This is a genomic window from Margalitia sp. FSL K6-0131 (assembly GCF_038008735.1).
Classification (GTDB): domain Bacteria; phylum Bacillota; class Bacilli; order Bacillales; family Bacillaceae_C; genus Margalitia; species Margalitia shackletonii.
Map to the genome: position 1 here is coordinate 4,078,923 of NZ_JBBOZS010000001.1, position 26,417 is coordinate 4,105,339.

At 37.5% G+C, this 26,417-nt stretch carries 24 protein-coding genes; 7 read left to right on the top strand and 17 right to left on the bottom strand.

Going from position 1 to position 26,417, the window contains the following annotated elements; all coding sequences use genetic code 11:
* Window positions 1-66 precede the first annotated feature (66 nt).
* The gene (locus NSQ59_RS20010) at window positions 67-852 is read left to right on the top strand and encodes an ABC transporter ATP-binding protein (RefSeq protein WP_055741023.1); all 786 of its coding nucleotides are present in this window, start codon (window positions 67-69) and stop codon (window positions 850-852) included.
* Window positions 853-909: 57 nt separating this feature from the next.
* Here the strand turns inward: NSQ59_RS20010 and NSQ59_RS20015 are convergent, their stop codons facing one another.
* The 12 genes from NSQ59_RS20015 to NSQ59_RS20070 form a co-directional block, all read right to left on the bottom strand.
* The gene (locus tag NSQ59_RS20015) at window positions 910-1,911 is read right to left on the bottom strand and encodes a DUF3231 family protein (RefSeq protein ID WP_055741024.1); all 1,002 of its coding nucleotides are present in this window, start codon (window positions 1,909-1,911) and stop codon (window positions 910-912) included.
* Window positions 1,912-2,037: 126 nt separating this feature from the next.
* On the bottom strand, window positions 2,038-3,060 hold the full coding sequence (locus tag NSQ59_RS20020) for a Gfo/Idh/MocA family protein (protein WP_340832478.1): 1,023 nt from the start codon (window positions 3,058-3,060) through the stop codon (window positions 2,038-2,040).
* Between the two features lie 27 nt (window positions 3,061-3,087).
* Window positions 3,088-3,846, bottom strand: coding sequence for a sugar phosphate isomerase/epimerase family protein (locus NSQ59_RS20025; protein ID WP_055741026.1), 759 nt, complete (start codon window positions 3,844-3,846; stop codon window positions 3,088-3,090).
* Between the two features lie 629 nt (window positions 3,847-4,475).
* On the bottom strand, window positions 4,476-5,810 hold the full coding sequence (locus NSQ59_RS20030) for a GH1 family beta-glucosidase (protein ID WP_055741027.1): 1,335 nt from the start codon (window positions 5,808-5,810) through the stop codon (window positions 4,476-4,478).
* Window positions 5,811-5,867: 57 nt separating this feature from the next.
* Window positions 5,868-6,854: an ABC transporter ATP-binding protein gene (locus NSQ59_RS20035; protein ID WP_055741028.1), complete on the bottom strand. Its 987-nt coding sequence runs from the start codon at window positions 6,852-6,854 to the stop codon at window positions 5,868-5,870.
* A gap of 3 nt (window positions 6,855-6,857) precedes the next feature.
* Complete coding sequence (locus NSQ59_RS20040; RefSeq protein WP_200915601.1) at window positions 6,858-7,844, bottom strand: ABC transporter ATP-binding protein; 987 nt, start codon at window positions 7,842-7,844, stop codon at window positions 6,858-6,860.
* Complete coding sequence (locus NSQ59_RS20045) at window positions 7,819-8,760, bottom strand: ABC transporter permease subunit (protein ID WP_183102047.1); 942 nt, start codon at window positions 8,758-8,760, stop codon at window positions 7,819-7,821. The genes NSQ59_RS20040 and NSQ59_RS20045 overlap by 26 nt, the downstream gene beginning before the upstream one ends.
* Window positions 8,761-8,765: 5 nt before the next feature.
* Window positions 8,766-9,749: an ABC transporter permease gene (locus tag NSQ59_RS20050; protein ID WP_055741030.1), complete on the bottom strand. Its 984-nt coding sequence runs from the start codon at window positions 9,747-9,749 to the stop codon at window positions 8,766-8,768.
* Between the two features lie 221 nt (window positions 9,750-9,970).
* Window positions 9,971-11,647 (bottom strand): ABC transporter substrate-binding protein, encoded by a 1,677-nt coding sequence (locus NSQ59_RS20055; protein ID WP_340832479.1) that lies wholly within the window; start codon window positions 11,645-11,647, stop codon window positions 9,971-9,973.
* Between the two features lie 134 nt (window positions 11,648-11,781).
* Window positions 11,782-12,807 (bottom strand): LacI family DNA-binding transcriptional regulator, encoded by a 1,026-nt coding sequence (locus NSQ59_RS20060; RefSeq protein WP_055741032.1) that lies wholly within the window; start codon window positions 12,805-12,807, stop codon window positions 11,782-11,784.
* Window positions 12,808-13,067: 260 nt separating this feature from the next.
* The gene (gene lepB / locus NSQ59_RS20065; RefSeq protein WP_055741033.1) at window positions 13,068-13,607 is read right to left on the bottom strand and encodes a signal peptidase I; all 540 of its coding nucleotides are present in this window, start codon (window positions 13,605-13,607) and stop codon (window positions 13,068-13,070) included.
* 5 nt (window positions 13,608-13,612) lie between these two features.
* The gene (locus NSQ59_RS20070) at window positions 13,613-14,653 is read right to left on the bottom strand and encodes a serine hydrolase domain-containing protein (protein WP_055741034.1); all 1,041 of its coding nucleotides are present in this window, start codon (window positions 14,651-14,653) and stop codon (window positions 13,613-13,615) included.
* A 169-nt stretch (window positions 14,654-14,822) separates the two neighbouring features.
* Here NSQ59_RS20070 and NSQ59_RS20075 point away from each other — a divergent pair, with 169 nt between their 5' ends.
* Window positions 14,823-15,812, top strand: coding sequence for a DUF4003 family protein (locus NSQ59_RS20075; protein ID WP_055741035.1), 990 nt, complete (start codon window positions 14,823-14,825; stop codon window positions 15,810-15,812).
* Window positions 15,813-16,381: 569 nt separating this feature from the next.
* Here NSQ59_RS20075 and NSQ59_RS20080 read toward each other — a convergent pair.
* A complete protein-coding gene (locus tag NSQ59_RS20080; RefSeq protein ID WP_340832480.1) occupies window positions 16,382-16,816 on the bottom strand; it encodes a GNAT family N-acetyltransferase in 435 nt (144 codons plus the stop codon).
* A 111-nt stretch (window positions 16,817-16,927) separates the two neighbouring features.
* On the opposite strand from NSQ59_RS20080, the gene pdxR reads away from it, so the two are divergent.
* Window positions 16,928-18,331: a MocR-like pyridoxine biosynthesis transcription factor PdxR gene (gene pdxR / locus NSQ59_RS20085; protein WP_340832481.1), complete on the top strand. Its 1,404-nt coding sequence runs from the start codon at window positions 16,928-16,930 to the stop codon at window positions 18,329-18,331.
* A 141-nt stretch (window positions 18,332-18,472) separates the two neighbouring features.
* Here the strand turns inward: pdxR and NSQ59_RS20090 are convergent, their stop codons facing one another.
* Together NSQ59_RS20090 and NSQ59_RS20095 are read right to left on the bottom strand one after the other, a co-directional pair.
* The gene (locus NSQ59_RS20090; protein ID WP_055741038.1) at window positions 18,473-19,177 is read right to left on the bottom strand and encodes an FHA domain-containing protein; all 705 of its coding nucleotides are present in this window, start codon (window positions 19,175-19,177) and stop codon (window positions 18,473-18,475) included.
* A gap of 197 nt (window positions 19,178-19,374) precedes the next feature.
* Window positions 19,375-20,253, bottom strand: coding sequence for a M15 family metallopeptidase (locus NSQ59_RS20095; RefSeq protein ID WP_340832482.1), 879 nt, complete (start codon window positions 20,251-20,253; stop codon window positions 19,375-19,377).
* A 302-nt stretch (window positions 20,254-20,555) separates the two neighbouring features.
* Between NSQ59_RS20095 and bla the strand changes: the two genes are divergently transcribed.
* The 4 genes from bla to NSQ59_RS20115 all read left to right on the top strand — a co-directional run bounded on the left by bla (window position 20,556) and on the right by NSQ59_RS20115 (window position 23,530).
* Window positions 20,556-21,425: a subclass B1 metallo-beta-lactamase gene (gene bla, locus NSQ59_RS20100; protein ID WP_126649153.1), complete on the top strand. Its 870-nt coding sequence runs from the start codon at window positions 20,556-20,558 to the stop codon at window positions 21,423-21,425.
* Window positions 21,426-21,631: 206 nt separating this feature from the next.
* Window positions 21,632-22,414 carry a hypothetical protein gene (locus NSQ59_RS20105; RefSeq protein ID WP_340832483.1) on the top strand — a complete coding sequence of 261 codons (783 nt, stop codon included), beginning with the start codon at window positions 21,632-21,634 and terminating at the stop codon, window positions 22,412-22,414.
* 225 nt (window positions 22,415-22,639) lie between these two features.
* The gene (locus tag NSQ59_RS20110; protein ID WP_055741043.1) at window positions 22,640-23,149 is read left to right on the top strand and encodes a DUF3231 family protein; all 510 of its coding nucleotides are present in this window, start codon (window positions 22,640-22,642) and stop codon (window positions 23,147-23,149) included.
* A 195-nt stretch (window positions 23,150-23,344) separates the two neighbouring features.
* Window positions 23,345-23,530 (top strand): type Z 30S ribosomal protein S14, encoded by a 186-nt coding sequence (locus tag NSQ59_RS20115; protein ID WP_055741044.1) that lies wholly within the window; start codon window positions 23,345-23,347, stop codon window positions 23,528-23,530.
* A gap of 169 nt (window positions 23,531-23,699) precedes the next feature.
* Here the strand turns inward: NSQ59_RS20115 and NSQ59_RS20120 are convergent, their stop codons facing one another.
* Both NSQ59_RS20120 and NSQ59_RS20125 read right to left on the bottom strand, forming a co-directional pair.
* Window positions 23,700-24,077, bottom strand: a complete 378-nt coding sequence (locus NSQ59_RS20120; RefSeq protein WP_055741045.1) for a RidA family protein — start codon at window positions 24,075-24,077, stop codon at window positions 23,700-23,702.
* A gap of 570 nt (window positions 24,078-24,647) precedes the next feature.
* Window positions 24,648-26,321: a ribonuclease J gene (locus NSQ59_RS20125; RefSeq protein ID WP_340832484.1), complete on the bottom strand. Its 1,674-nt coding sequence runs from the start codon at window positions 26,319-26,321 to the stop codon at window positions 24,648-24,650.
* Window positions 26,322-26,417 lie beyond the last annotated feature (96 nt).

Sequence of the window (26,417 nt, forward strand, 5' to 3'; positions counted from 1 at the left end):
AAAATCAAAAGTGGTATTATTGATTTATATTTCAGAAATATCAGTTAATCTAAGGAGAAATCGCAGATGGTCATCGATATTAGAAATGTTTCATGGCAAAGAGGAAACGAGTGGATTCTTAAAAATATTTCTTGGCAGGTCAAAGAGAAAGAGCATTGTTGTATATTAGGGCTTAATGGTTCTGGAAAAACAACTCTGCTCAATATGATAAATGGGTATATTTGGCCAACCAAAGGAGAAATTCACGTATTAGGAAACAAGTTTGGTCATGTTAATCTTCGAGAGCTTCGCAAATCCATCGGCTGGGTCAGCTCTTCTTTGCAGCAGCAATTGCATGAAAATGAAAATATTAGAGACATTGTCGTAAGCGGCAAATTTGCTAGCATCGGTCTTTATGACCGGATTCATGTTGAAGATGATGAAAAAGCAACAGAATTATTAACAATGCTCGGCTGTGAGCATTTAAAAAATAAAAGCTATCAAACTCTCTCTCAAGGAGAGAAGCAACGGATTCTGATAGCACGAGCGCTAATGGCAGATCCAAAACTGCTTATTTTAGACGAACCATGTACTGGACTTGATTTATTAGCTCGTGAACATTTATTACAAATGATTGAAAAAATAACGGAGCACCCTGACGCACCTACCATCATTTATGTCACTCATCATGTGGAAGAAATTCTTCCATGCTTTAAAAAGGTATTGTTACTAAATAAGGGAGAGGTTTTTAAAGAAGGGAGAAAAGAAGAAGTTCTAACTTCGGAAACACTTTCAGACTTTTACCAAGTCCCTATAAAAGTGGATGAGAAAAATAAAAGAGTTTGGCTTTCACTTGAAGAGGTTATCTATTGATCAAAAGGGGAAAACATTCCCCTTTTGATACCATTTCTGCAACAATTTTAATAGTATTTAACTGCCATGCAAATGATTTCGATTCACTGATTCTGGAGGGCGCTCAAACCATTCATGCTCAATCATTATATTGGCTCCGTCCTCCACATATAAGGAAACATCCATTTGACATTTAGCATACATTACACCCAGATCCCTCCTACCATTTAAAGAAGCTCCGTTCGCATATTCTCTTATTTTCATGGCAAACATATCAATTTTATGAGCGACTTTTAGCTTGTCCGAAAATGGAGTAATGGTAGATGTAGTTACCAAATGGTCCAAAAGTGATGGGGCAGGCAGGTTATTATCAGTAAGCTTCTTTGTCATTATTTCAATATGTTTTTGATTCAATTTCTTCCCTCGTTCTAAATACTTTCTAACCTTTTCAAGCTGAGCACCTTGAGCAAAACCAATGATTAGAGCTTTACTTGTGACATCATTATTAAGGTTTCCATAAAGGTGGGCTATTTCTAGTCCATGAAGAGCTCTAAGATCCCCGAAATAACCATTCAAAAAACTCTGTTTCTGAATATATTCGACTTTCTTAGGTGTCGGGATAGGCGGTGGATTCATGATTACACCTTTTGCTTTCAATAATTCATTCACACCTGACATTAATATAACTGTTTCTCTAAGACAATCGATAAAAAAATCCCTTATATCTTTTCTTGTAACTAATGGAATGGCTATACTATAAATACTCATGCCGGCTTTTCCTAAATAGTCCAGGTAATGAAGGTAAAACTGATCGTGAAATAATCTAGGTGCTTCTAAGTTTACATCATCTTCCGTATATCCGATTGGTACTGGGAATTCGGCTTGATTAAAAATATCTTCAATTCTTTGTGCAAAAGTGGTACTTAAGTTTAAAGCAAATTCCAAAATGGCTTTAATGTCCTGATCATCCACATGCTTTAGATAATAGCTTAGAACACATTTCCCCATTGAATTCCCCATATAGGAAGCCCAGAGCTTTCCCATTTCTGCCGCCGATAATTGTGAATTGCTCATTAGCATACCCTAAAACTCCTTTTAATCTTTTAATACTTACCAATAGTTTTACCTTATAAGTTGTGGATATTCTAATCATTAATAAAAAAAGGAAGATGCTAGTTTTCAGCATCGTTCCTTTCCTGGTTATCTTTAAATTTTTACAAACTTCCCTTTTTCATTGGACTCAAGAGCTGCTAAAATAACGTCTAATGATTTCATGCCTTCTTCACCAGTAATAAGCGGTGTCTTATTATTCTGAATCGCATCAATGAAATGGTCTATTACATGCGATGTTGTCTGGCCGCCCTCTTCATTAGTTTGAATTTTATCCAGCTGATATCGGGCGATTTCACCATTTTTATAATGGATAATGAGAGAATGAGTTGGGTCATCTTCTAGACGCACTACTGCATTTTCCGTATAAATAACTGTCGAATTGTCCCCTCCTGCAACGTATGACCAACTGGCAGTTAATGTACCAATTGTCCCATTCTCCAATTTCAATATACATACAGCATTGTCATCCACATCCGTATCCTTCTTCGCACTGGTTTCCACAAATGCCCCTACTTCCTTCACTTCCCCAAGAAGATAGCGTATAAGATCTGCTTTATGAACACCTAGATCACCTAGTGCCCCAATAAAGGCCCTCTCTTTATCAAAAAACCAGCTTTCCCTTCCGTCAATGCTCCAACCTTCCGGCCCGCCATGCCCAAAGGTCGTTCTAAAGCTATAAACTTTCCCAAATTCTCCGTTTTCAAGCATTTTCTTCACTTTCTGATGAGAAGCAACAAATCGTTGATTATGGCCAATCATTAATATTTTGCTATTTTCTTTGGCAGCCTTAATCATCGCTAAAGCTTCTTCATGTGACGTGGCCATGGGTTTTTCACAAAGGACGTGGTTACCTGCATGTAAAGCTGCTATAGAAACAGGTGCATGCAAATAATTTGGGAGGCAAACACTGATGACATCTGTATCAACAGTGTTTAATAATTGATTATAATCTGTAAAAGCTTGAGCACCATATTTTTCTGCTGTAACCTTTGCCCGTTCTTCTAAAACATCACAAACTGCTACAATTTCAACGTTTGGATTGGCTGCATATTCTGGTAAATGACGATATTTAGCAATAGAACCGCAGCCAATTACACCAACTTTTATTTTTTCCATACTGATTTCCCCTCGCTATACCGTATATTATAGAATCCCTTTTTGTTTAAGATAACGACTGCTCATTTCAATACTTTCAAGAGGCGAGCGCTTACTGGCGTCTTGTTCGACAATCCACCATTCCACATCACAATCGTCCCCAAGAGCTAAAATTGCTTCAATATCAACTCCTCCAGTTCCAAGTTCAGCAAAAAATTGTTCTTCATCTTTGGTCATATCTTTTAGATGAACAAGCGGTGTTCTTCCTTTATAACGTTTCAGCCATTCAGTAGGTTCTTCCCCTGCTTTTGTCAGCCAATACACATCAAATTCTGCTTTAACCCACTCCGGATTTGTTTCATTAAGAATCCATTCAAGAGGTTTTAACCCGTTTGCAAGTGTTACTAATTCAAAATCATGATTATGGTACGAGAAAGTGATACCCTCCTTGTAGCATTCTTCCCCAACTTGGTTTAGCGTTTGAATCAGCCGAGCATAAGCGTCTTGATTACGCTGGTCTGGCATTAAAAATGGGCATACTATGTGAGAATTTTCTATTGTTTGCTGGTAACGAATCACGTCTGAAAGCTGATTTTCTAATACATCAAGCGGAACATGGCTTGATGCAGCTTTAAGTCCTAAATCATCCAATACCTCTTTTAATTGTGTTGCTTCCATCCCGCCATAGCCTGCAAATTCTACTCCAGCAAAACCTAACTTTGCTACCTTTTCAAGCGTTCCGACGAAGTCCCTTTCCCCTTCATTTCGAAGAGAATACATTTGAAGTGCAACTGGTATTTTGGTCATGTTCATTTCTCCTTTTTTAAAATTTCAGTGATAACAATTGATACTTTTTATAGTGGTATAATGGTTTTCATTATCTTGATGAAGGACACTGTCCGTGATTCCATGCTGTCACTTGGCTTTCATAACCTCGATGATGGACACTTTTCGTAATTTTTTGCTGTCACTTGGCCTTCATTTACCCAATGAAGGACACTCATCGTAATTTCTTGTTGTCACTTGGCTTTCATTTACCTTATGAAGGACACTTTTCGTAATTTCTTGCTGTCACTTGGCCTTCATTTACCTTATGAAGGACACTTTTCGTAATTTCTTGCTGTCACTTGGCCTTCATATCCTTGATGAAGGACACTCATCGTGATTTCTTGCTGGCACTTGGCCTTTATTTCCTTGATGAAGGACACTATTGATAATTTCTTGCTGTCGCTTGGCTTTCATTTACCCAATGAAGGACACTCATCGTAATTTCTTGATATCACATGGCCTTCATATCCTCGATGAAGGACACTTTTCGTAATTTCTTGCTCTCGCATGGCTTTCATTTCCCTAATGAAGGACACTCATTAAAATTCCTAACCATACAATGTCATACATCCCCATCGTGAAGAACTAATTATGGTAAGTTTTTCTCCCTATTCAATCCCATTCTCTTTGATCACTTTTTGATACCATTTATAGCTTTCCTTCGGTGTGCGCTCCAGTGTTTCATAGTCCACATAAATAATGCCGAACCGCTTGGAGTAGCCAAAGGACCACTCATAATTATCCATAAGCGACCATACATAGTATCCTTGTAAATTTCCGCCTTCTTCTATGAAACGATGTGCTGCTGCAAAATGATCATGGAGATACTTGATACGGGCGTGATCTTCGATTTTTCCATCCTTCCATACGTCAGGAAACGCCGCCCCATTTTCCGTTATATAAAGCGGAATATCCGTATAATCTGACTTAATTCGCGTTAACAAATCGTATAAGGATTCCGGATGGATACCCCACCCCATATCCGTGACATTTTCTGTTTCACTGATTACTCCCGCTCCCAAAATATCATTTTTCTCATCATTCTCTACGATATTGTGAGAATAATAGTTAATTCCCAGGAAATCGATTGGAGCGGATATGGTATCCAGATCACCTTCTTTCATAAAGGATAGTGGTCCAAATCTATTTTTATAAAGGGTCACCATGTCTTCCGGATATCTTCCTTTAAAAATAGGATCGAGAAACCATCTGTTGGCAAAACCGTCCGAACGCTCGGCCGCAGCAACATCTTCTGCAGCTTCCGAAGCTGGAATAGTTGGTGATAAATTAAGCGTAATCCCAATCTCCCCAGCCAATCCCATGGAACGGTATAACTCCACCACTTTCCCATGTGACAACAGTAAATGATGGGAAGCGATCAAGGCTTCATTCCAATCGGTATGCCCGGGAGCATGAACACCAAATGCATAACCCAGAAAAGCGGCACACCAAGGTTCATTATGAGTAATCCATGATGGAATTCGGCTTCCAAATGCATCAAACAGCGTCTTCGCATAAGTCACAAATTGGTCAACGGTTTCTCGATTGGTCCAGCCGCCTTTATCCTGAAGCCATGTTGGCAAATCCCAATGATAAATAGTGGCAGCAGGTGTTATTCCCTTAGCATCCAGCTCATCCAGCAACCGGGTATAAAATGCAAGCCCTTCCGAATTAAACTTGCCTTCCTCTGGAAAAAGCCGCGGCCATGCAAAAGAAAAGCGATAGGAGCTGATTCCGAGATCGGCCATCAACTCAACATCTTCCGGATAGCGGTGAAAATGATCACAGGCTATTTCACCATTTTGCTGCTTGTAAACCTTTCCTGGTTGACGGGCAAAACGATCCCAAATCGATTCTCCCCGCCCTTCCTCATGTGCGCCACCCTCAATTTGATAGGAAGCCGTAGCGGTCCCCCATGTAAAAGTATCAGGAAATATTTCCATTTTCTCCACCTTCCTATTCACACTTATGGTGTAGACTAATTTTAAATTCAGGTTCCACTAATTCCATTGCTCCCTTTTATCTAAATGATGGCAGGCAACAAAATGATTCTCTGCGGCTTCTTCCAATGCTGGCATCGTCTCTCTGCAGACATCGGTTGCTAATGGACAGCGATGAACAAATGGACAGCCTCTTCTATCTTCTGATAAATCTGGAGGATCATTTGTCATATCTGTAAGATCAATTTGAGACTCACTGCCGGGTGTCGCTGCTAAAAGCAACCTGGTATAAGGGTTTAACGGATTTTTAATTAATTCCTTTGAATCTGCAATTTCCATGACCTTTCCGCCATATAAAACCATAATGCGGTCGCCAAAATAGCGTGCAGATGCTAAGTCGTGCGTTATATATAAATAAGACAAACCTAAATCTCTCTTTAAATCATTCATAAGCTGCAGAATACCAGCTCGGATGGATACATCCAGCATGGAAGTAGGCTCATCCGCTACAATAAATTGCGGATTAACAGCCAATGCCCGGGCAATCGCAAGACGTTGCCGCTGCCCGCCTGATAATTCATGGGGATGCTTTTTCCGTATTTCCTGAACTGGTGTTAAACCAACTTGAAGGAGCAAATCTGCCACTTTTTCATCTAATGCTTTCCCCCTATATCCCTGATGCTTTTTTAACGGAAACCGCAAATGACCCTCAATCGTTTTTACAGGATTTAATGACCCGAATGGATCTTGAAAAATGATTTGTGCCACTTGCCGGTAGTCTTTTAAATCCTTTCCTCTTATTTCATTCACCTTTTTACCATGAACCGTAATAGTTCCTTCGGTTGGCTTTACTAATCGGACTAACGCACGGCCGATTGTTGTTTTACCACTGCCTGACTCACCTACTAAAGCAAGCACTTCGCCTTTTTTTATCTCCAAATTCACGTTATCAACGGGAGTAATGTATTTCTTTTTCCGATCCCCGCGAACCGGGAATTTAATAACAAGATCTTCGACTTTCACTAAAACAATTGATTGCTCGTTCAAGAATTACACACCTCCCTGAACGGTATCATATAGATGGCATTCAATCTCCCTGCCATCCACATGTCGGATTCCCGGACGTTCTTTCTTACATAAATCAAAAGCAAACGGACAACGTGGATGATAAGCACATCCGCTTGGAAGATCCACCAAATTCGGCGGATTCCCTGGTATGCCCTCTATCGTCACGTCATCCTCCGTTAGATGAGGAATCGCTCGAAGCAAACCTTGTGTATATGGATGATGTCTTTCAGAATGAACTAGCGATTTCGAATCTGTCACTTCAATAAAACGCCCTGCATACATAATTGCAACCCTTGAAGCAAGCTCAGAAACCAAGCTAAAGTCATGACTGATAAATAAAATGGCATACTTTTTAACTCTTTGAATTTCTTTAATCTTATCCAGAATGGAACGTTGCACTACGACATCTAATGCAGTAGTGGGCTCATCCATAATAACGAGCTTCGGATCAAGAGCAATGGCAATGGCGATGACTACCCTCTGCCTCATCCCTCCTGAAAGCTCATGGGGATAGCTTTTTAAATATCTTGGATCAATACTGACAATATCCATTAATTCGATTGCTTTCTTTTTGGCTTCTGTTTTGGACATGCTTTTATCATGACTTAGAAAAACATCTAGTATTTGCTCCTCAATGGTTAAGACCGGATTCAAAGCATTCATGGCACTTTGAAACACCATCGACATTTGGCTCCAGCGGAATTTCCGTAATTCATTTTTGTTCATACCATAAATATCTTTTCCCATTACCTTTATCGTCCCGGAGGTTAAGACAGCGTTATTCTTTAACAGTCGCATAATGGCATTTCCCAATGTGGATTTCCCTGATCCGGATTCCCCTATCAAACCAACGATCGTATTTTCGTAGATTTTGAGATTAATATCATTAACGGCCTGAACCATCCCTGCTGGAGAATCATACCCAACCGAAACATTTTGCAATTCAAGCACTGGCTGCTTTTCTTCCACGATTCTTCCTCCTTTTTTGTGTCTTTAAACGAGGGTTGGTAATTTGATCGATAGCAAAATTCATTAGTACCAAACTTAGTCCCACCAATGCGATTCCAACCCCCGGAGGAACAAACCACCACCATGCACCTCGTAGTAATGCTGCATTCGAGCTTGCCCAGTAAAGCATAATCCCCCAGCTGGTGGAGTTAATATCTTCAAGCCCTAAAAATGCTAGGCCAGCTTCAGCAAGAATGGCGCCTAAGGTAGCGAACATAATATTCCCAGCAATAAGGGACATCATGTTGGGGCAGATTTCGGTAATCATGATTCTCAGCGATGATTTTCCAGACATTTTGGCTGCCGAAATGAAATCTCTCCTTGCCAGTGTCATTGTTTGAGAACGAAAAACCCTTGCACCCCATGCCCATCCCGTAAATGCAATGATTAAACCATTTACAAAAGGAGTAGAAGCCTTCAAATATGCCTCGATAACAATTAGTAAAGCAAGACCCGGCATTACCAAAAAGAGATTCATAATAAAGCTAAGGATGGCATCTGTCAAACCACCACGGTAGCCCGCTATTACCCCAAATATAAGGCCTATAATGGTGGAGAGAATACCGGCTCCAAATCCGACAACCATTGTATTTCTCGCACTGAAAATAAATTGCGAATAGATGTCTTGACCGGTATTTGTCGTTCCGAACCAATGATCAGCGGTTGGCGGCAAATTCGGATCATAAATGGCGGCACTTGGTGAATATGGTGCTATCAGTGGAGCGAAGATAGCTATGATGAGAAAGATTAAAAAGATGATAAATCCAGTTGCCGATTTTCCATTACTAAAAAAAGGCTTCAACGGTCTTAGCACCATTAGTAAATAGTTCTGCTGTTTTGTGTTGATTTGCGAAGTTGGTGTGATTTCAGCCTTCATGTTCGCTACTCCCCTCCAGTACGAATCCGCGGATCTAACCTACTGTACAACAAATCCACGATCAAGTTAGCAACAAGTACAGCGACGGCAATTAATAGAAATGATGCTTGAATCATTGGAAAATCCTGTGATTGTACGGCTGATGTTAATTGATTTCCAATCCCTGGATAGGAAAAAACCTGTTCCGTTAAGATAGAGCCGCTAACAACATTTCCAATTGCAATCGCAAAACTGGTTAGCTGCGGTAAAATCGCATTCCTTGCCGCATAAGAAAACATTAGACGTGACGTCTTTACTCCTTTTGCCTCTGCAAAAGTGACGTAATCTTCTCCAAGCGTATACATCATATTGTTGCGCATTCCAATAATCCACCCGCTAAGTGAGCCAATTAGTAACGTGAGAGCGGGTAAGAATGCATGATTTAAAATACTGGTAAAAAAAGTTCCATTGAATCCCGGTGTGATGGCAGGGTCGTACCCATGTGCCATCGGAAACCAGTTAAGCTTAAAACCAAAAATAAAGACGAATAATAATGCCACCCAAAAATATGGCATTGCCTGAAAAATCATGGAAACAACAGGCAGAGTATTATCTAAAAACCCTCTTCTTTTCCAGGAAATATACACTCCCAGTGCTGTACCAATAAAGACGGACAGCAAGGTGGAAATACCAACTAGACCAATGGTCCAAGGTAAGCTTCCACGAATCATATCACTGACGGGTGTGGGGTATTGCATAAAAGAAAGGCCCCAATTAAATGTAAATAGACCGTGCAAATAATCGATGTATTGCTGCCATAAAGTAGATTGTCCAATCCCATATGCTTTTTTCATGGCATCTAATGCGGCGGGTGTCAGTTGGCCCTGGAACTTTGCAAACATGGCATCAGCAGGACTCCCAGGCATCATGCGCGGCAATATAAAATTGATGGTAATGGCAGCCCATAATGACAGGATAAAAAAACCGAGGCGATTGATAACGTAACGCATTTTTACCCCCCTGATATTAGTGAAATAGAGGAAAAGGGCAAAGACCCTTTTCCTTAAAGCCGGTTTCGCAATAATTGTTTAAAATCCAAAAGCCGATTTTATCTTGTTGCTTTTCGTCGTTGTTTAAGTAGGCTTTGTTTCTGGGCATCTTTTCTTACCAAGTTGATTCATTATGAGCCTAAAAAAGGTTGTAGCTTAGCATTTCGGAAAAGAGCCATTGTTTATTTAGTATTCGGTTTTAATTTCGATAATGTAATAGCAGGTGCTGGCCAGTTGAATGGGGCAGGGTTCGCATATGGATCATCTTCTGTTGGCCAACCTGTATAATTTGCGGTCCTGTATTCATACCAAACCGGGCCATTAACTAATGGAATGGTTGGCATTTGATTAACCATGACATTTTGAAGATAATTAATCGCTTCTTTCTGTACTGCTTTGTCCGTAGTTCCTTGGAATTTCTTCAAAGCCGCATCTGTCTGTGGATCATTCCATTTTTCAAGGTTCCAGCCTCCATGGCTGTTCAACATATCTTGATATTGCTTATATGGATCTGGTCCGGAGTTGGTCCATGAAATGGCTAAATCATAATTTCCGCCAGTAACATTTTTCGCATACGAAGCATACTCAGGCTGTTGTACTTTCACATCAATCCCAACATCCTTTAATCCTTGGGAAATTAACTGTGCCATGGTAGTCCAGTCCGTCCAACCAGATACGGTTTGTAAGGTGAAGGTCAATTTCTTTCCGTCCGGTGAAACAAAAATTCCGTCCTTGCCTTTTTTATAACCTGCGTCTTCTAATGTTTTCGCGGCTGCATCTTTATCAAAAACAAACTCTAATTTATCTTTCGGAATACTTGGATCGACCCAAGCCTGGTCTCTAGGGAGAATTAGTGCCGTGGTGCTGGATAATGGATCGTAACCGGATGCTGCTTGCTCTGAAAGCTTCTTACGGTCAATCGCTAAACTGATGGCTTTACGTACATTGATGTCTTTCAATAGAGGATTCGTCAAATTTGGATAAAGTGTAACGTTGTTGCTCGGCGGGAACCAGTATTTGTTATGCTCCTTATCTGTTGAGACATAAACCTTATCTGCATCAGGAATAAAAATACCTGCCCAATCAAGTTCCCCTTTCGTTAAGGCTAATTGCTCACTGTCGTTGCCACTGTATACTGGGAAATGAAGCTCCTTAACTTCATATTCGCCTCCGTAAAATTTAGGATTTACCTTCATTTTATATAGTTGCGGTGTAAACGAATCTAATAAGTATGGACCTGTTCCAATTGCGAGATTTTTCGTGATTTTCGCTTTGGAAGGATCACCAAGGTCTTTCCAAATATGTTGCGGAACAATATCTACACCTAAGACATAGGATTGAAAAGGAACATTTGCTTGATCAAAATTAAATGCAACCTGATTATCCCCTTGTTTTTCAACGGAAGTTATTTCTTTCCAAATACCAGATGAATCAGCAGCTGGATCTTTTTTCAATAAATCAAACGTAAACACAACATCGTCAGCGGTAAATGCTTCCCCGTCTGACCATTTTACATTGTCACGAAGGGTAGCAACGAGCGTTTTATTGTCATTAGTCCATTCGTATTTTGTTGCAAGCATTGGATTTTCCTTCCCACTGACAGGGTCAAAATAATAAAGAGGCTGGAAAATCAAACCGTTTGTTCCACCCATTGCAGTGTTTGAAAATGGGTTAAAGTTTTCTTGCCACTGGCCGGCTGGTGATAAACCAATAACCAATGGTTTAGGATTCTTAGCAGCGTTACCTGTATTTTTTGTACCCCCAGAGTTTGTAGAAGTCTTATCTGTACATCCTGCCAACACTAAGGTGAGAGCCAAAAAGCTCATAAGTAAAAGTGATGCCAGTCTTTTCATCTTCATTTTCGTTCCTCCTATAATTTTATAGCGAAAGCGGTTTCGGAGAAGATATTAAAAAAGCAAGGGTGGATACAATGAATGTGCTTATGGGTCCTTCCTTTAAAACGAAACCACCTCCTTAATATTTTTTTGTAAATTTAATTTTCATCTTTTACATTGGCAACAGTATCACGAATAACTAATTCCGTTTCAATCGTAATCGGACTAGACGAGTAATTAGAATCACTCATAAGCTTAAACAATTCCTTTGCTGCTAATTGTCCCATTATTTCTTTCTTTTGCCTTACTGTTGTTAATTTTGGAGTTACATATTTTAGAAGAGTAATATCATCAAAACCTATTAATGAAATATCCTTCCCTACTATGAATCCCTTTTCGCGAATGGCTTCCATTGCACCAATTGCCATCATGTCCCCTGCACAAAAAATTGCTGTAGGTAAATGGTCGCTTTCTAATAATTGTTTAGTAGAAAGGTAGCCGCCATTCTCAGAGAAATCCCCTGGAAGAATCCATTTGGACAGTATCGGCAGTTGATGCTTTTCCATCGCTTTTTTAAAACCGATTAACCGATCGGAACCAGGTTTTGTGACAAATACATCTGATATAAAAGCAATCTTTTTGTGTCCCATTTCAACTAAATGATCCACTGCCATCATTGCTCCGCCAATATTATCTGAGCATAGATAATTTGCACAGGGACCTATTAAATCTAAATCAATAGACATACATGGTATGCCACTTTGAACAATTCCGCTAAGATTAGGGTCTGTCCTCGGAACGCCAAGCAATAATAATCCATCTACATTCCGATTTTTTGCACGTGCTTCGAATGTTTCAGCCTGGTTATCCGGGTGATTGTTTGCGAAAAAAACAAGATCATAGCCATTTTCTCCAATCACATCCTTAAAGCTCGCTAAAATATCTTGCAAAAAATGGTGCCGGAACCCAGTGTTTAGATGGTCTTGAAAAAAGACACCTACTGTTTTGGATATCTTTGTTGCGAGCCCCCTTGCAATGGAATTAGGCTGGTACCCCAATTCGTCAATTATTCGTTTAACAGTCTCGGCGGTAGTTTTCCCCACATCGGATCTTCCATTTAGTACTTTCGAAACGGTTGCCGCTGAAACACCTGCCTTTTTAGCAATATCATAGATTGTTAGCATATACTTTACTCCTTCGAAACCGGTTACGTTTGACTATATTATTTATCAGAATAATCAAAATGTAAAGGGTTTCATTTTAAAAAATTTAAAATTTTTGAAAAATAATTGTAATGAGTCGTTCATATAATCTATTTTGGGTCTAACTTTATCAATATTTAAACGAAAGAAAAAAGGATTGTGTTAAGTCATCATGACAATTAGCACAATCCTCTGCATCCTTTATGCAAAATATCCGTATTTCATCCGGTCATGTAACAAAACTATTGAACACTTCTAAAATCAGATACCGGATAAAAAACAATCTCCCCTTTTCCAACAATTCTCTCTTTTTGAATAAGACCTAATCCATTGCGGCTATCCGTACTTCTGAGTCTATTATCTCCCATCACAAAGTATTTATTTTTTGGCACCGTAATAGGACCATAATCGCCTGTTAAACGACTTCCCATTTGTCTGGCCAATTTGCGATTTTCAGAGAGATAAGGCTCCTTGCAAAAAACCCCATTAATATACAATCTGTCATTTTTGATGACAATCTTATCACCAGGAAGTCCGATGATTCTTTTAACATAGTTTTTCTCTTTTCCTCTAATAATGACAATTTCTCCTCTATCAAACCTTCCTGTAAAATTCCATTTGTTCACGATTACTTTTTCATTATTATGCAGTGTTGGCTCCATTGATGCTCCTTTTACAATATATGGAGAAATAAGGAAGCTTCTTATTACAAACACAATCACTAATGCAATCAGCAGTGATTTTCCCCAGCTTTTTATTTCTTTTCTTACATTGTCTCTCATCTTATTCACACTCCATTACGTAGCTTTGAATATTCTTCCATACATGAAACTACTAAACTTCCGAACTTTCGTATGTCCCCTAAATAGTCAAAAACATTACTATCTTCCGTGTATAAGCTATTGTACATCCTTACTGCAACGGCATTTAATGCTGGAATCACGGTACAGGAACAGCCTGAAGCACCGAAAATTTGATAGGTGCCTGCTGGCAGTTTTTCGCCTAATTCGTCATAATCATATGAAACATTTTGATCTTTTATCCACCAAAGAAAACCAAATTTCGGAAAGCGCTTAGGTAAAGCAGTGGGGCTTTGAATGGTCGTGGCAAGCTGAAATACCTCTTTCGGTAAAATTTGCTTTCCTTCGATTAAACCGTTATTTAGATGCAGGTTCCCCCATAAAGCTAACTCCCTGGCACTTACAAATAAATTTCTCTCTTCCCCTGTATTTGCCCCTAATCTTAACGTCGGATAACTATCCGGAGAATGTATATCACATACTAAAGTATCCTTTCCTTCTGACATCCACCCCGTTTCTTTCAGTTTTAACGGGGTAAATACTTTCTCATTAAGAATTTCGGCAACCGTTTTTCCAGTTGTCTTTTTAAGAATATATGCTAACAAGTCCGGTCTTTTCCCTTCAATATTCATTCCTAAGTCAAACACTCTGTCTGCCTTATCCTTACCAAATTTTATTCCTGTACATCTAGTTAAAAGATGCCGAATCGTTGCTTCCCCCAGAATATCTTTATCAAATTGATCCAAATAGGCACTTAATTTATCCTCAAGGCTAAAATATCCTTCATTAATGGCTATAGCTACTGCTAATCCAATGTAGGTAACCCTGGTGGAGTAAACATTAAATTGTGAAGACTCGTCAATCATTCTGGCTCCAGGCTCAAAATGATGAGTACCAGAATAGTATTCATAGATTATTTTATTATCCTTCATCATCACTGTGGCTGTACCGGATGCATACATTTCCTTTTTAATTTTTTCCGTATATATAGTTAGTGGATCAAATGTCCTCTGTGTTATCGAAATCATTTAATTCCTCCGTTAGCTCCTATTTTATAAGGAATAGTTCGTGATTAGGTAAAATAATTCCTTCCTCATTTCTTCCATCGATTTAATATTGTAAAAACCAGATGATCTTGAAACTTTTCATTCATTAAAATCGTATTTTCAAGTAGTTAACACAAATGGAGGAATTACGTTGAATCAAGAAATGGTGGAACAAAAAATAGAAAGGCTACTCTCAGATTTTGATGCTCTTACAAACGCTATTAGCTGGGGGATTGATAAACGGATTAGACTAAGCATTGCAGCACAATTTATCACTAGTGAAAATGAATTAAATGCAAAACAATTTCTTGAAGTATCCGATTATATTAAAAAAGGATTGAAATGGTTTTCCAATGTCCGTCAAGAAATGCGTTATGCTATAGCAGCACTTCTTATTAATAAGTTTTCCGACCCATTGCAAGCATTTGACGAATTAAAGGTTTGCTATGAAGAACTTACGGACAATGGTTTCAAAAAAGGGCCAAACACCTATATTGCAGCATATATTTTACTGTCTCACCATCAAGAAAGTAATAAAACAGATCAAATAAGAGGCGCAATGGAAATCTATAAAGCTATGAAAAAACAGCACTTCTTTCTTACATCCTACGACGACTATCCACTTGCCGTGTTACTTTCACAAACGGATCGTAATGTTGAGGAACAGATGGAGGATATTGAATTTTACTATCAATTTTTAGGAAATCACACTTTTAAAAGAGGAAATGATTTGCAGTTCCTGTCCCATATCCTTACTTACGGACAGGAGAATAATCGAGATGCATTAGCAGAGGATTGTGCGCAGTTATTCGAAGCATTCAAAAAACACTCCATTAAAATAAAAGGAATGCATTATCCGGCTTTAGGTGTGTTAGCCTTATTAAAAAAACCGGAAACGGCGATTCCCGATATTTTCATGATCTATTCCCTATTAAAAGAAAAGAAGCCATTACGTTGGTATAAAGATTTATGTTTCCTGTTAGCCATTCAAATGTATGTTCAAGACACCATAGAGAATAATGATATCCTCTCGATTGGAATGGCCGTAAATATCCAGGCAATTTTACAAGCTCAGGAGGCTGCCAGTATTGCAGCGATTACAGCAACTACGGCTACTGCAGCAAGTTCGTCTAGTGATTAATAGTGGAGAAACTAGTGATAACGGGTTTACTTGTGAGGTGCAAAACGGTAAATCACAAATCACATAAATTTTACATCACACTTCACCGTATATTGAATCAAAAAGGCTTAGAGATACAAATATCTCCAAGCCCTTTTTAAAATTTTCTTTTTTTCGCTAAAGCATCTGTAAGTGAAAGCGAGTTTGATAAATAAGCGGAAAAATTTCTCTTAATTGGGAAATAGGACTGAAAATAGAATAAATAGACGGAAAGATTCCGACTATTGACTCGAAAAACGTGAAAATGGGTAATTTTGCTTTGCTTAATCGGAAAATTTCCGCTTATATACCTCGAAATGAGTTCTTTTCTTCAGTCTAACCGGAAAATCTCCGCTTATTTTAAATATCACTTTGTGAATTCAAGTGCGTTTTGCTATGTGTTTTATAATGTTTGCACCTCAAATGTAAACCCGTTATTCTAGTGATTACTGCTTTTTTAAAAATACTATTTTAGTTGCTCTCATATGGATATTTCCCCGATTAAAAAGGAAGTTAGCCCCATCATTCTTTCATGCACAAAAGATTTTAATTCAAAGCCTTTTTAAAAATACATAGCTAACCTTGTCATAGTCCATCTTTTCTTCATAAAAACGATGAGCATCGATCCGTTGTAAGTTTGATGAAAGGGAGACAATATCGTAAGAGTTTTCCTTTGCCCAACGGTGTACATAACTTAAAAGTGCTTCTCCATATCCTTTCGAACGATTTTCTGAATCCGTTACTAAATCGCACACCCAAATAAATTTTCCGTTATATAAAGTAATCATTGGCATAAATCCTGTTACAGCAACGATTTTATCATAGTCATAGAGAGCTGCTAATTTATATCCTTCTTTTTCTACTGCTTCCTGAACCAATTGAAGAAAACTTTCTTCATCTAAATGAGTACGCAGCTGTTTCATAACTTGAAATGCATCTTTCCATTCCTGTTGATTTTTCAATTCCTTTATAGTAGTACCTTCCATTACTTTCATCTCCTTCATGTTTCCTTTAACCAATATTTAATCACAATCTGGTATAATCTAAAGTGCCAGATTTATTAAATTTAATGGTTCCAGTTGTCTGGAGGGAAAAGAATGATTGAATTAACACCCGTTTTGGATTATAGGAATGATAAACCGATGTATATACAATTAGCCGATTACATAAAAGAAGAAATCTTATCGGGAAGAATAAAACCAACAGAGAAATTACCGTCAAAAAGGAAATTATCTAATTATCTAGGTTTAAGCTTAAATACCATTCAGTCAGCCTACGACCAGTTATGTGCAGAAGGATACGTAGAAAGCAAGCCTCGTAAAGGGCTGTTTGTTACGGTAATCGAAGACGATATAATCTCAAACCATATATATCATCAAAAAATGGAGACAATCATTGAGCCTGAAGAGGAAAGTGCAAAAATTGATTTCAATTCCGGCAAAGTCGATTTAGAACACTTTCCTTATTCTGCATGGCGAAAATTAACCCACCAATCCTTGTTTCAAGAGGAAGGAGAGTTGTTCGATAATGGTGATCCGCAGGGAGAAAAAGTTCTTCGAGAACAAATTGCTAAGTATCTTTATGCTTCTAGAGGAGTTAAGTGTTCTGCTAATCAAATCATTATTGGTGCAGGGACTCAGGTTCTTATAGGATTATTATGTTTGCTAATTGGCAAAAACCAATCATACGCACTGGAGAATCCCGGATATCATCGAACAAGAACTGTTTTACAGGATTTAGGAGCCAACACGATTTCTATACCGCTTGATGAAGACGGGATTAATATAATGCAACTGAAAAACAGTGGTGCCAGTGTTGTTTATGTGACTCCATCTCATCAATTCCCTTATGGGATGGTAATGCCAATCACACGCAGAATAGAATTGTTAAAATGGGCTGAGGAAAAGAATGGTTACATCATTGAAGATGACTATGACGGTGAATATCGCTATAAAGGAAAGCCGATTACTTCATTACAAGGGTTAGATAATAACGAGAATGTTATCTATTTAGGGACATTTTCCAAGTCTTTGATCCCCTCTATCCGTATAAGTTATATCGTTTTACCCCCATTACTGCTGAGGAAATACTTAGACCACTTTACGATTTATAAGCAAACAGCATCTCGTCTGCATCAGAATACCCTTTATCATTTTATGAAGGAAGGATATTGGCAAAGTCATTTAAATAAAATGAGAACTCTTTACCGAAAAAAGCATACCACCTTAATGCAATCTATTAAAAAACACTTAGGAGACAATGTGCAAGTAATCGGTGAAAATTCCGGACTTCATATTGTATTGGAAGTAAAAAATAGGATGGATGAAAACGAGCTTATCAAAAAGGCCATACATTTCGGTGTAAAAATATATCCGTTATCAATCTATTATCACCATTCTATAGAAAACGTTCTGCCTCGAGTCTTACTGGGTTTTGGAGGTTTATCAGAATCTGAAATTGATACAGGAATTCGGTTATTAAAAGAAGCATGGGGCTTATAGGAAATTGATTTTCTTAGTTACGAAGGAAAATCGTACGGTACACAGCCAAATCAAAAAGGATTGCGTGTTCGGTCATAAAAAACGCAACACACAATCCTTATTTGTTTTACATGGCTATTCACACCGTCACTTTGAAAAAGTCTACAAGTGCAAAGCTTTCAAATCTAGCAAATAGCCATAACGCGGAACAGAAATAATACATTCCCCATATTTACCTAATTTTTTGCGCAGTCTATATACAAGGCTATTAATTTCTTCACGCCCTACATCGGGTATTTCCATTTCATTTGAGACACGTTCTGGCCAGACGTTTATTTTGATTTCATCATAGCTCACTGCACTGCCGTTATTTTGATATAACACCCGAAACAATTCGGTATCTTTACTTGTAAGATAGATTTGGACACCATCAATTAATATCTCTCTTCGCTCAATATTAATCGTAAGTCCCATCTCCTCATGTAAACTTTCATTTTGTATGGAAGGAAATGCAAGTGTATCTCCAAGATTATTCTCAAAATGATTATGAAAAGCGAGGATGGCATTCCCTTCTGCCAGATTAATAATATCCCCATCACGCAAAAAGAAAGGCCTATTCTTTTCTAAACTAATATGATTAATTTTTGTTCCGTGTTTACTCATTAAATCAACAATGTAAAATTTTTCATTTTCGACACCGATTAGGGCATGTTTCCTTGAGATATATTGACTCGTAAAAGAGATGTCTGGAGTGATATCACCCCATTTGCGACCTAATAATATTTCACCATCATTTAGTGGTATGATATCATTTTCAACGTCTGTTTCTCCCCGTTTTATTGAAAGATACACATCTTGCATTTGCATATGTATTCTCCTCGAAAATTAATTTATCCAAAAAAGTTAGCTATAAAAATAGTATACATCTAAATGTATTTAATTATAGCATTAGTAAACTAACAAGCAATGTATATTACTCTCATTGTAGTATAATCTATGATATGTTGGGGAGAAAGCTTTTAAAATGCTATGTATTACCAATTTATAAGGAAGATATCCAATCATTATTTTGTTATGGTCACAATTACACCATCTACATTGTTCCCTGAAATATCTACGCCGTGATTCTTAGGAATTTGAATCGAAATATTCTTAGAAACAGGATAGTAGGATATGGTATATTCTTTTCCGTCGACTGATGTCGAGATTTCTTTATGTTTTTTTATGTATGCCAAATACTCTTCAAGGGTAAAGTTTTTTTCGTACATAATCTTGCTATGAGGGAGACCAACATAACGGATGTGCCAAGGTTCATAGTGAATACCTGTAATATCTGCTTTATCAGGAGGATAACGCAAAATAAATCCATATTTCCATGAATTTTCCTGAATCCATTTCCCTTCAGGAGCTTGTTCCATCTTTTGCTGCGTTGATCCTACATCAAGAGAAAGGCCGAGATTATGTTCACTATATCCTGCCGGTAAAGCATAATCAGATCCCATACTTTTATAGAGGGATTCCTGCTCATCGAATCCACGGTAACCACTATTAATGATAAAGTGATTCACCCCGACTTTTTCAGCATCTTTGACCATCTCTGAAAATTTTTGATCGATACCTTCCGATAAATAAATGGGACCATTAAGCACAAATCCATTTACTAAGTCTTTTTGATTATTCAACTTCACTATATCTGATTTTACACTATCTTTATGAACAGGATACTGAGAGTTTACTAACAATAGATTCCCACGATAGACCTGTATTTTAGTAATAGTAATTTGTTCAAAAGAACTTTTTTCAACTTCCTTATTAGAAGAACCTTTTTCAATAGATTCATTATGATAAGATGAATCCCTTTTATCTTGATCAAATGGTCCCCATTTCATAATAAAAATGACGAGGCACATAATCAAAATAAATATAAAACCCCATTTTTTCATTCTTTACTTCCTCCAAAAAATTAAGATGTACCAGATACCTAGAATACCTTATACATTTAAAAAAAACTTAGGATAATTATTAAATTTTTCTTAAGAAGTAATAGGAATGTTAGATTTTTTCATGTGTAATCGAATCTCGCATTTCGTAGCAAAGATGCAACAAACAAATGATCGCCAAACTGTTAGTGATTTCGAACAACTAACATCCATATTTCAAAATTGTTATTGTTTTATTACCGTCATGTGATTGAAAACAGGAGCCTCTCACTCTAAAATGACATAGGAAAGGGAGGAAATAGAACATGCAAACAACTGTACTCAATCATAAAGACTTATTACTGTTATTAAGCTTTATATTGATGGTTGGAGCGCTAGTATTTTCCGGAATATCGTATAAAGTTTATGCAGCAAATAAAGGTAAAAAAACTCTAAATGCTATAAGAAGCACCAATAAAAGACGCATTAGCAATAAAGATGGTTCTGTTAATTTAACGAAAATAAATAATGATGTCTGGGTACATACCACATATACAAAAATGGATGGGCATTCGGTACCGGCCAATGGATTGCTTATCCGGTCATCCAAAGGTCTTTATCTTGTCGATGCGACCTGGAATGATAAATTGGCGAAGGAGTTAGTAAAATTAATCAAACAAAATTTCCACCAAAAAGTGAAAGGGGCAATCATTACCCATCATAAGATTGACCGAGTTGGCGGGATTAGGGCCCTTATGAAGGCTAATATCCCAGTTGAAAGCACATCCCTTGTTGCAAAAATGACAAAAGCTGCCGGTTATCCAGCACCTAAACCATCCTTGGATAATCAACCCGTCCTGAAACTTGGAAAAACGATTGTCGAAACATATTATCCGGGTGAGGCACATACGAAAGATAATATGACGGTTTGGTTGCCTCAATATAAGATTTTATTTGGAGATATGTTTTTTGCATTGGAACAACGAAACGTAGGTATTATCGATGAGGCAAATATGGAAGCGTGGCCATATACGATACAAAATTTGATGAATAAGTATCCTGATGCTAAAATGGTTATTCCTGGTCATTACAATTGGGGCGATTTTTCACTCCTTTCTCATTCAATAGATAACTTGAAAACTTATCAATCATCCAAACAAATGGATTTCAGTCAGTATGAAAAAGACATCATTTAAAAGCATCTATACTTCTTTTATGTAAAATTACGTGAAAGGCAGAATGAAAAAATGCTTGCAGAAGTAATAAAAACAGGTTATCTGATTATCGTATTATTGTTAATTCATTTATTAGACAGATGATAGTTATAAGAAACACGAGGGTTTTCTATCTGAATTCCCTCGTGTTGTGTTTTTTATTTGATAAAAGATTAAGAGGAAAAACAATGAAAAAAATATTATTTATGTTTGTCATCCTTCTTCTTTTTATCGTCGGGTGCTTCGTTTTTGCACTAAAACAGTCCACACCGCAAATAGAAAAGAAGAAGCATCCTATCCATACAGTTCAGAAGAAAGAACCTATTCCTGTTACAACAAAAGATGGCAACTCCTTATTGGTTCATACAGGACAAAAAGTTCGCCAAAAAGGATGGGCTACATTTACATTAAAAAATATTTACACCGTCCAAAAACACTATGTCATTTCTAATATGGACTTATATATAAAACAATTGAAGTGGATAGAATTGACCGATTTAACCGACAAGGCGAAAGATTATCTTTATTCCTATACTGGAACCTCTCTTCAATCTCTGTTTCATGAAGGATATAAAGCGAATAATTTACAGGAGGCAAATGAGATTGTGGATCGTTCCAAATGGAAAATTGATAAAAGTGTGGGCTATTTAGATATTACATACACAATAAAAAATAAAAATAAAAACGAAGAACAATTCTTTAGTATGGTGAACGTATTTGGGAACAATTTTTATTTTTACGTTCCTTCCCAAAACTTTATTTCCTCAGAAGATACCTTAATGGGGACAACCGATGCCTCACGTATCGATTACCAGCCAGGCGAATTACGGAATGGTGAAATAGGATTAATTTTGGGAGATAAACTTCCATCCGTTCCAAACGAAATTCACTTTAAGACAGCCCCATTATTAGATGGAGAATCACACGAGCTTATCCATAAAGCTGAGACATTTACAATAAAATCAAAATAATTTTTCGGGAGATAGCGAAATCCGGAACAAGTTTTTTTCCATTAAAACAGGAATAACCTTAGTTTTTGCTTCGTATTAGAAATGTATTCGGAATAGCTTTGTGTTTTTTTCATAAAAGGAAAAATTTATTTATGCTAATAAAAACTACAATGGAAAAGCTATATTTGTGCCTAATGATTATGGTACTTAACTAAAAACAGAATATTTTATGTAAGGAGGATGGCAATGGGAATTCTTAGTGGCAATCCAAAAGAAGAACCTCTGCACTATGGTGAAGTTTTTGATATATGGTCTACCCTATTAGTTGGAAATGGTGCAATAGCAGGGTATCAGACGATGTTAAATCATACAGGTGACGAGGATTTAAAGAAACTTTTACAAGAAGCTATTGATATTTGCAAACAGGAGAAAAAACAAGTAGAAGAAATGTTAAAAGAAAACGGTGTTGCGCTGCCACCAGCTCCTCCAGAACGCCCAGAAGCTTGCTTAGAAGATATTCCAGCTGGGGCAAGAATTCAAGACCCAGAAATTGCAGCACAGCTTTCAGGTGGAATTGCAGCAAGTTTGGTTGCATTCAGCCAGGTTATAGGTAAGTCCATTAGAGAAGATGTTGCTATGATGTACGGTCAATTCCATGCCCAGAAAGCTGCTTTAGGCTTAAAAGCACTCCGACTTAACAAGGAAAAAGGATGGCTTGTCCCTCCTCCGCTCCATTATTCAAGTAAGGAATGTTAATGTTTCTGTATTCCCCAGTAAGAACTTTCTTGCTGGGGATTTATTGCTTGCCTTCCTGATCAGATAGATCTACTACATACGCAAATAATCCATAACTTATCCTGACCATAAATTACCTGTATACAATGAGAACAAGCAGGTGTATAATTATTTAACTCTCCTACCTCCGACTAAAATTAAAAGGAGGAAATAATATTGGCAAAACAAGCCTTATTAATCAAACAGAGCAGAGAACAAAAATATCCAGTTAGACAATATACACGTTGTGAACGCTGCGGGCGTCCACACTCTGTCATACGAAAATTTAAGCTTTGCCGCATTTGCTTCCGTGAACTTGCCTATAAAGGACAAATTCCCGGAGTGAAGAAGGCTAGTTGGTAATAATATACCTCCATTCATTAGATGAATGGGGGATTTTTATTGTGAAAAGAAAACGCTAGGCTCGGTCTAGGGTTTTCTTCACAATAATTCATATACGAATTGCTCGAAAATATTTAGTGGAATTTAGTTCCTATGATCATATTTAATATTTCTGGACATTAATTCCTTGCTAAGGTCTTTTGGCAATCATCTCAATTTCTACCTCTGCTCCAAGTGGAAGCTCTAAAACAGCTACAGTAGTCCTTGCAGGAAATGGTTTAGCAAACTGTGTTTCATATACCTCATTCATTGCAGAAAAATTCTTCATATCAGTAAGATACACGTTTACTTTCACTACATGATCGGGATTCAGTTCCGCTGCATCTAAAACCGCAAATAAATTACGAAAACATTGTCTCGTTTGTTCTCCAATATCCCCTTTTATCATTTCTCCTGTTGCTGGGTTAATTGGAGTTTGACCGGATAAATACACTGTCCCACCCGCTTCAACTGCATGTGAATATGGTCCGGATGTCACTGCACCCTTTGCATCATAAGCCTTTCTCATTTTCCTGATTCTCCTTTTTTAATTAAAAAGTGATAAACACTTAATATTTGATAACTGCCAACACATACAAATAAAAGCATTAAGAGAAAACGATATAATCCATTTTTATTTATCCTTGAAAAATGATTAAACCGATTAGCTTAAAATAACAAAATACATTAGGAATAATCTATGATATTCCTAGTTTCGTATTTTCAGATTCACCACCCCCTGAATACAAATACGCTAACTAATAGGGATTGGTTTCAATATTAAGGTTGAATAGTTTCAAATTGGAGAATCGGTAATATTGTGGTTTTTGCTAATTTGCAATGTAACATTGTTAACGGGATTTTACCATTTTCACTGGATCTAAATAATCTCTCTTTCATTCCATTTTAGAATAATAAGTCAAATTTTCTCAATTAAGAGCTATTGATAAAGGGTTAGTACAAATAGCTCTTTCAATGTTTTACGGAATATAATAATAAATATTGGTTTCCTCAGTAAAACCATTCTTAAAAAGGCTAAAAATCAACGCTTTACGTTTTTCTTGGTAAAGCGCCGATTTTAATTGATTTCTATTCATCTTTATATTTCAATAATTATCGGAACAATCATTGGCTTTTTCTTCATTTGATGAAACACATGCTGCTGAATGGATTTTTTTATTTCTCTTTTTATTACTTTCCAATCGTTTCGATTTTCTTCTTGTAGCCCATTAATTGTTTTTGCAGTAAGTTCATTCACATTTTTTCGAAGTTCTGAGAAAGTACCGTCCGTAAATCCTCGGGAAATAGTTTCCGGTTCCGAAAGCAGTTTTCCGTCATATTTACTTATTGTTAACACTACGATGAGCATACCATCCACCGAAAACTGTTTACGGTCTCGTAACACAAATTCCCCTACATTGCCAACATCTCCACCGTCTACATAAGTGTTCCCAACAGGTATATCGCGGGTCTGGCGCGCAACTCCATGTTCAATATCGACAACATCGCCATTATTAATAATAAACGTGTTGCCTTTTTCCACTCCAATGGATTCAGCTAATAAACGGTGATGGTGCAGCATTCTAAGTTCACCGTGAATCGGAATAAAATATTTTGGTTTCATTAAGGTAAGCATTAGTTTTAAATCTTCTTGATAACCATGACCTGAAACATGCATGCCGGATGAACTTCCGGATCCATAAATCACCTTGGCTCCAATTGCATAGAAATTGTCTACAATACTTGTGACACTTCTTTCATTCCCAGGTATTGGGCCGGCAGCAAGAATAACCGTATCTTTTGGTAAAACTTCAACACCGCGAAAGTTTCCAGTCGACAAGCGGGCAAGTGCAGCCAATGGTTCTCCTTGGCTACCAGTACATAAAATCGCTATCTTTTCAGGAGGGAATGCATTCATTTCATTTTGGTCAATAATCATCCCATCTGGAACATTTAAGTAACCCCGGTCTAAAGCTACCTCTACAACATTCAGCATACTTCTTCCAAGCAGGACAAGTTTACGATTCGTTTTATATGCTGCATTTACAACCTGTTGCACCCGACTAACATTGGAAGCAAAGGTGGAAACAATAACCTTACGTTCCGCATTCATGAAAGCAACCTCCAAATGATCTGCTACCATTTGTTCGGAAGGGGTCAAACCGGCACGTTCGGCATTTGTACTCTCGGACAATAGAAGGAGTACCCCTTCCTTACCGATATCAGCCATTTTATGAATCTCCGGACGCTCCTCGATATTCTCAGGAGTTAAATCAAACTTAAAATCCCCGGTATGAACAACATTGCCCTCCGGTGTGCGAAAGATGATTCCCAAGCAATCAGGAATGCTATGAGTCACTTTGAAAAATTCTACACTTATTTTTCCTAATTCTAATTTTGAGTTTGCATTGATTTCAATAAGTTTGCTTTCTCGTAAAATTTTATGTTCTTTTAATTTGATTTCAATTAATCCTAGCGTGAAACGGGTAGCATAAACGGGTACATTTAATTTTTTCAAAAAGTACGGAATCCCTCCGATATGATCTTCATGACCATGTGTGACAATTAAAGCCTTTACCCTATCTTTATTTTCTATTAAGTAAGTTATATCAGGAATAATCAAATCAATTCCTAATAAACTTTCATCTGGAAATTTGTTTCCACAATCGATAATCACAATATCGTTTGCATACTCGATTGCATACATATTTTTCCCGATTTCATTTATGCCACCTAATGCGAAGAAAGATAAGATATTCTCATTTGTACTCACCTTCATATCCTCCCACTCTAAATATACACTTAGTATGTCCTTTGTTTGTTCGTTTATCAGTGGGTGGAGAGAAACATTTTGTCGGTTCGTAACCAC

Excerpts from the sequence above, each read along its gene's own strand:
- NSQ59_RS20010 (WP_055741023.1), top strand. The coding sequence starts at position 67 with ATGGTCATCGATATTAGAAATGTTTCATGGCAAAGAGGAAACGAGTGG.
- NSQ59_RS20015 (WP_055741024.1), bottom strand. The coding sequence starts at position 1,911 with ATGCTAATGAGCAATTCACAATTATCGGCGGCAGAAATGGGAAAGCTC.
- NSQ59_RS20020 (WP_340832478.1), bottom strand. The coding sequence starts at position 3,060 with ATGGAAAAAATAAAAGTTGGTGTAATTGGCTGCGGTTCTATTGCTAAA.
- NSQ59_RS20025 (WP_055741026.1), bottom strand. The coding sequence starts at position 3,846 with ATGACCAAAATACCAGTTGCACTTCAAATGTATTCTCTTCGAAATGAA.
- NSQ59_RS20030 (WP_055741027.1), bottom strand. The coding sequence starts at position 5,810 with ATGGAAATATTTCCTGATACTTTTACATGGGGGACCGCTACGGCTTCC.
- NSQ59_RS20045 (WP_183102047.1), bottom strand. The coding sequence starts at position 8,760 with ATGAAGGCTGAAATCACACCAACTTCGCAAATCAACACAAAACAGCAG.
- NSQ59_RS20050 (WP_055741030.1), bottom strand. The coding sequence starts at position 9,749 with ATGCGTTACGTTATCAATCGCCTCGGTTTTTTTATCCTGTCATTATGG.
- NSQ59_RS20055 (WP_340832479.1), bottom strand. The coding sequence starts at position 11,647 with ATGAAGATGAAAAGACTGGCATCACTTTTACTTATGAGCTTTTTGGCT.
- NSQ59_RS20060 (WP_055741032.1), bottom strand. The coding sequence starts at position 12,807 with ATGCTAACAATCTATGATATTGCTAAAAAGGCAGGTGTTTCAGCGGCA.
- lepB (WP_055741033.1), bottom strand. The coding sequence starts at position 13,607 with ATGAGAGACAATGTAAGAAAAGAAATAAAAAGCTGGGGAAAATCACTG.
- NSQ59_RS20070 (WP_055741034.1), bottom strand. The coding sequence starts at position 14,653 with ATGATTTCGATAACACAGAGGACATTTGATCCACTAACTATATATACG.
- NSQ59_RS20080 (WP_340832480.1), bottom strand. The coding sequence starts at position 16,816 with ATGGAAGGTACTACTATAAAGGAATTGAAAAATCAACAGGAATGGAAA.
- pdxR (WP_340832481.1), top strand. The coding sequence starts at position 16,928 with ATGATTGAATTAACACCCGTTTTGGATTATAGGAATGATAAACCGATG.
- NSQ59_RS20090 (WP_055741038.1), bottom strand. The coding sequence starts at position 19,177 with ATGCAAATGCAAGATGTGTATCTTTCAATAAAACGGGGAGAAACAGAC.
- NSQ59_RS20095 (WP_340832482.1), bottom strand. The coding sequence starts at position 20,253 with ATGAAAAAATGGGGTTTTATATTTATTTTGATTATGTGCCTCGTCATT.
- bla (WP_126649153.1), top strand. The coding sequence starts at position 20,556 with ATGCAAACAACTGTACTCAATCATAAAGACTTATTACTGTTATTAAGC.
- NSQ59_RS20105 (WP_340832483.1), top strand. The coding sequence starts at position 21,632 with ATGAAAAAAATATTATTTATGTTTGTCATCCTTCTTCTTTTTATCGTC.
- NSQ59_RS20110 (WP_055741043.1), top strand. The coding sequence starts at position 22,640 with ATGGGAATTCTTAGTGGCAATCCAAAAGAAGAACCTCTGCACTATGGT.
- NSQ59_RS20120 (WP_055741045.1), bottom strand. The coding sequence starts at position 24,077 with ATGAGAAAGGCTTATGATGCAAAGGGTGCAGTGACATCCGGACCATAT.